Here is a 1,617-nt window from a genome sequence, read left to right on the forward strand (position 1 = left end):
TGTAGCCGCAAAGTTGGAATGTCCTGTTTCTGCAAAGTTGGAATGTCACACTCCCCGGGTCTGAATGATGCCTGGGAGATTGCAGATGGGATTGATAGCGATGAGCGAGCGCGATCTGCGGCGGATCGAGGTTTTATCGAAGGTCGCCGGCGGACGGATGACGACGGTGTCAGCGGCGCATGTGCTTGACGTGAGCGAGCGCCAGGTGCGCCGGCTTCTGGAGCGAATACGGACTGGCGGCGCGGCGTCGATCCGGCACAAGGCGATCGGCCGGCCATCGAACAACCGGATCAGCGACGGCGTTCGGGATTATGCGATGATGCTGGTGCGCGAACGTTATGCGGATTTCGGTCCGACCTTGGCGACGGAGAAGCTTGCTGAACGCGATGGTTTGCGCGTGTCGCGCGAGACGGTGCGCGGTTGGATGTCCGAGGCTGGACTGTGGTTGTCACGCAAACAGCGTCGGACGTTTCATCCGCCGCGTCTGCGCCGCGAAGCTTATGGCGAACTGGTGCAGATCGATGGGTCGGAGCATCGCTGGTTCGAGGATCGCGGACCGCCATGCTCGCTGTTGGTGTTTGTCGATGATGCGACTGGCAGGCTGATGCAATTGCGCTTCGTGCGCTCGGAAAGTGCCTTCACCTACTTCGAGGCGCTAGATCTCTATCTCCAGCGTCACGGCGCACCGATCGCCTTTTACTCGGACAAGCATTCGGTGTTCCGGGTGGCGAAGAAGGATGCCAGGGGTGGCCAGGGCATGACCCAGTTCGGGCGTGCACTTTGCGAGTTAAACATCGAGATTCTTTGCGCAAATTCGAGCCAGGCCAAGGGCCGCGTCGAGCAGATGAATCGGACGCTGCAGGATCGGCTGGTCAAGGAGCTGCGGCTGGCTGGCATCGACGATATGGAGGCTGGCAATGCGTTCTTGCCGGGCTTCATGGAGGATTACACAGGCGGTTTGCGGTGGTCCCTGCCCGGTCCGATGATTTGCACCGGCCGATCAATCTGGGGCCGGACCGATTGGCGGAGATCCTGTGCAAGCGCGAGCAACGTTATGTCGGAGCGCAGCTGGCGTTTTCGTTCGAGCGCAAGCGGATCATGCTGCAGGAGACCGATGTGACGCGGGGGCTGGTTGGTCGTTATGTCGAGACCTATGCCTATGCGGACGGTCGCCTGGACGTGCGTTGGAAAGGGTATTCCCTGCCCTACACGGTGTTCGACAAGGACCAGCGGGTGACGCATGCGGCGATCACGGAGAACAAGCGACTGGGTGATGTTCTGGCCTATATCAAGGAACGCCAGGATCAGCAGTCGAAGCCGGACGTAAAGACCAATAGCGAGAAGATTGGCTATAAACCGCGTGGCCGGAAACCCGGTCCCCGGACAGATTACATGAACGATCCGGCGATCATCGCGCGACATGAGAAGGCACTGTTGCGGCAGCAAGCCGCAGAGTGAATGCTCGTTCGAATAGCCTCAAAGCTAAAGCCGAGGGGTGGTTCTCACCCGCCCCGATCTGATCTTGCAACCGGGATCAGCCGCTCAGATCGGCTGGTCCTCGTCCCATGCGGCGACTTCTCGGACATTTCTTTTTTGCAGGCTGGCGGACATTTCAAC

General features: G+C 59.7%; 1 pseudogene. It reads left to right on the forward strand.

The features are described from left to right. Positions 1 to 85 precede the first annotated feature (85 nt). A pseudogene (locus M0654_RS22560) lies at positions 86 to 1,458 on the forward strand (ISNCY family transposase). Positions 1,459 to 1,617 lie beyond the last annotated feature (159 nt).

Source organism: Neorhizobium turbinariae (genome assembly GCF_023223505.1).
GTDB classification, from domain to species: domain Bacteria; phylum Pseudomonadota; class Alphaproteobacteria; order Rhizobiales; family Rhizobiaceae; genus Neorhizobium; species Neorhizobium turbinariae.